The sequence below is a fragment of the Gemmatimonas sp. genome (genome assembly GCF_044345575.1).
In the GTDB taxonomy this organism is placed as follows: Bacteria; Gemmatimonadota; Gemmatimonadetes; order Gemmatimonadales; family Gemmatimonadaceae; genus Gemmatimonas.
This window is the reverse complement of sequence record NZ_JBIJAW010000441.1, coordinates 1-2,500: the sequence shown is the minus strand read 5'-3', so window position 1 is coordinate 2,500 and position 2,500 is coordinate 1. Positions and strand designations below refer to the sequence as shown.

Annotated in this window: 2 protein-coding genes and 2 rRNA genes; all 4 read left to right on the top strand. The window is 65.6% G+C overall.

From position 1 onward, the window contains the following. Positions 1 to 109, top strand: a 23S ribosomal RNA gene (locus ACIQ6O_RS16395); the annotation flags it as partial. 139 nt (positions 110 to 248) lie between these two features. Continuing rightward, positions 249 to 365, top strand: a 5S ribosomal RNA gene (gene rrf, locus ACIQ6O_RS16390). A gap of 277 nt (positions 366 to 642) precedes the next feature. Further along, positions 643 to 1,443, top strand: coding sequence for a hypothetical protein (locus tag ACIQ6O_RS16385; protein WP_396208841.1), 801 nt, complete (start codon positions 643 to 645; stop codon positions 1,441 to 1,443). Continuing rightward, on the top strand, positions 1,443 to 2,500 hold a 1,058-nt coding region (locus ACIQ6O_RS16380; RefSeq protein ID WP_396208840.1), incomplete at its 3' end, for a hypothetical protein. The genes ACIQ6O_RS16385 and ACIQ6O_RS16380, both read left to right, overlap by 1 nt.

The window sequence follows — 2,500 nt, the reverse complement described above, 5'->3', positions numbered from 1 at the left end:
TGAGCTCCCTGAAGGGCCGGAGGAGACGACTCCGTCGATAGGCGGCACGTGGAAGCGTCGCGAGACGTTCCGAGCGCAGCCGTCCTAATCGCCCGTGCGGCTTGACTCCCCCAGGCTTCGGCCTGGAATCAAGTATCACCGCAAAGCACACGTATCGTCAGCGCGGCCAACCCCGAAAGGGTGGCCCGCGCCCACATGATCACTTCCCAACTGTCTGTCGAATGGCGACCTCACAGGTCCCCCCATTCGCTGGCGACTAGAGCGTCAGGGCCACACCCGTTCCCATCCCGAACACGGTCGTTAAGCCTGATAGCGCCGATGGTACTCCGGGCGAGAGCTCGCGGGAGAGTAGGCCGTCGCCGGCACCCTTTGCAGCCCCCGCTGTGTGGATTAACTCCACGCAGCGGGGGTTGCGTCATTTCTACCCCGAAATCTCCGCACACACCGACGTGGCGACCCCGATCGCCATAACGCACCAGATAACGAGTCGGTGACACCGCTCCCCAATACTCACCGCGCTACGCACAGCATGGGCCTCGGCCTGGCGCGGACGAGCGAAGCGGATTTGAACCACCCCCGCGCCAGGCTGGAACCATTGCCGCGCATTCGAGGGTATATTTCGGCGTCTTCATCGGAGTCTCCATGATGTTCGTCCGGATGTCCCGCCCGCGCCGCGCCGCGCTGCGCTCCGCGGTCGCACTCACCGCGATGCTCTCGTTCGGCGTACTCGCGCCTCGTAGCGGGCACGCACAGTCTCGGCGCAGCGACTACCTGCTCGGACGCCCAACGGCCACGCTCACGCTGCGTATCGGCGCCGTCAGGCCCAACGCCTCCAATGGGGTCTTCGCAGTGACGGACTCTGTGGGAAAGCGGCTGCTGACGCTGGACCCTGATCAGTTTCTCGGTGCGAACTTCGGGGCCGACGTGGGCGTGCCGCTCACTCAGCAGCTCGAACTCCAGTTTTCCGTTTCCAGTGCCTCGAGGCGCGTAGAATCAGAGTATCGGGATTTCGTCGATAATCGCGATCTGCCCATTGAACAGGCCACGCGCCTGCGCCGCACGCCCTTGAGCATGGGGATTCGGTACAACCTGGTGCCCGCAGGACGCGCGGTTAGCCGGTTGGCGTGGGTGCCCACCCGTTTCGTGCCCTACGTTGCCGCCGGTGGGGGCGCCCTGCAGTACCGCTTCCAACAGAACGGCGATTTCGTCGACTTCCGCTCGGCCCGTCTCGATGTGTTCACCGCTCGGCTCGAGGCAAAGGGCTGGGCACCGCTGGCCTACGCAGCTAGTGGAGTCACATGGGCCGTGCTGCCGGCGGTCGCGCTGAACACCGAATTGCGCTACGATCATTCCAGTACGCCTATGCGCGGCGATTTCACGGGCTTCGACAAGACCAGCCTGTCGGGCGTGGTGATCAACACCGGCCTGCAGTTCCGCTTCTGATGTCCGTCCGATCATCGTCACGCCGCGTGCTCGTGTATCCCATCCGTCGCACCGAATCCGGAGAGCTGTCCATGTCCCGCGCACGTCTTGCACGGCGCCTGTTGGGGCCGACCGCCGTTGCCTCCCTGCTCATGCTGTCCGGTACGCTGCCGGCGCAGGGCACCACGTCCATCGATCCTCGGTTCCAGCCGTGGGTCGGCTGCTGGCGTCCCATCGATTCCGGCGTGGGACTCGAGGAGCTCGACGCCGAGAAGCAGCCTACCCGAGCCTGTGTGGTGCCCAGCGCCACGACCGCCGGCACGGTCGAGCTGATGCTCTTCCATCGCGACTCCCTGATGTCGCGTACCGTGGTGCCGATTCCCGGCAAGCCGCTTGCCCGCAGGATCGACGAATGTGATGGTGTCGAGAGCGCGGAGTGGACGCCGGGGAATGCGCGTCTTGTGATGAAGGCCGAACTGACCTGCGCTCGCGGAGTGAAGCGGGTGGAGACCGGCCTGATGTCCATGAACGATGCCGGCCAGTGGGTCCAGTTCCAGCACCTTGCGGTCGGGAAGAACGAAGCCACCACGGTCGCGCGCTTCCGCTTTGAAGGGGACAGTGTGCAGCTGGCGGGCGTGGCCATGGGACGCATCCGGTCGACGCGCGCCCTCCGCTTGGCGGCCGGCGGTCCTATCGAGGTCGCCGATGTCATGGACGTGGCGATGATGGTGCCCACGAGCCTGGCCGAGGGCTGGCTCACTGAACTCGGGCCGCGCATCGCGCTCGACTCCAAGACCTTGCTGCAGCTCGCGGACGGAGGCGTACCGCCGCGTGTCATCGATGTCATGGTGGCCCTGGCCAATCCCGACCGGTTCCAGATCGGGCCTGCCATGATGAACGCCCGCGGCGTGAGTCAGGGGCCGAATATCGCCGCCCTGCGCACCGGTCGCGGAGGGAGCTCGGCGATGCGGTCGCGCTGCGAACTGCTCGATGATTTTTGTTATGGCCCCGGCGGTATGGGCGCATGGGGCTTCGGCTATCGCTACGGCATGCTCGATCCTTGGGGCTTCGGCTATTT

Coding starts and splice junctions, on each gene's coding strand:
- ACIQ6O_RS16385 (WP_396208841.1), top strand. CDS start 643: ATGATGTTCGTCCGGATGTCCCGCCCGCGCCGCGCCGCGCTGCGCTCC.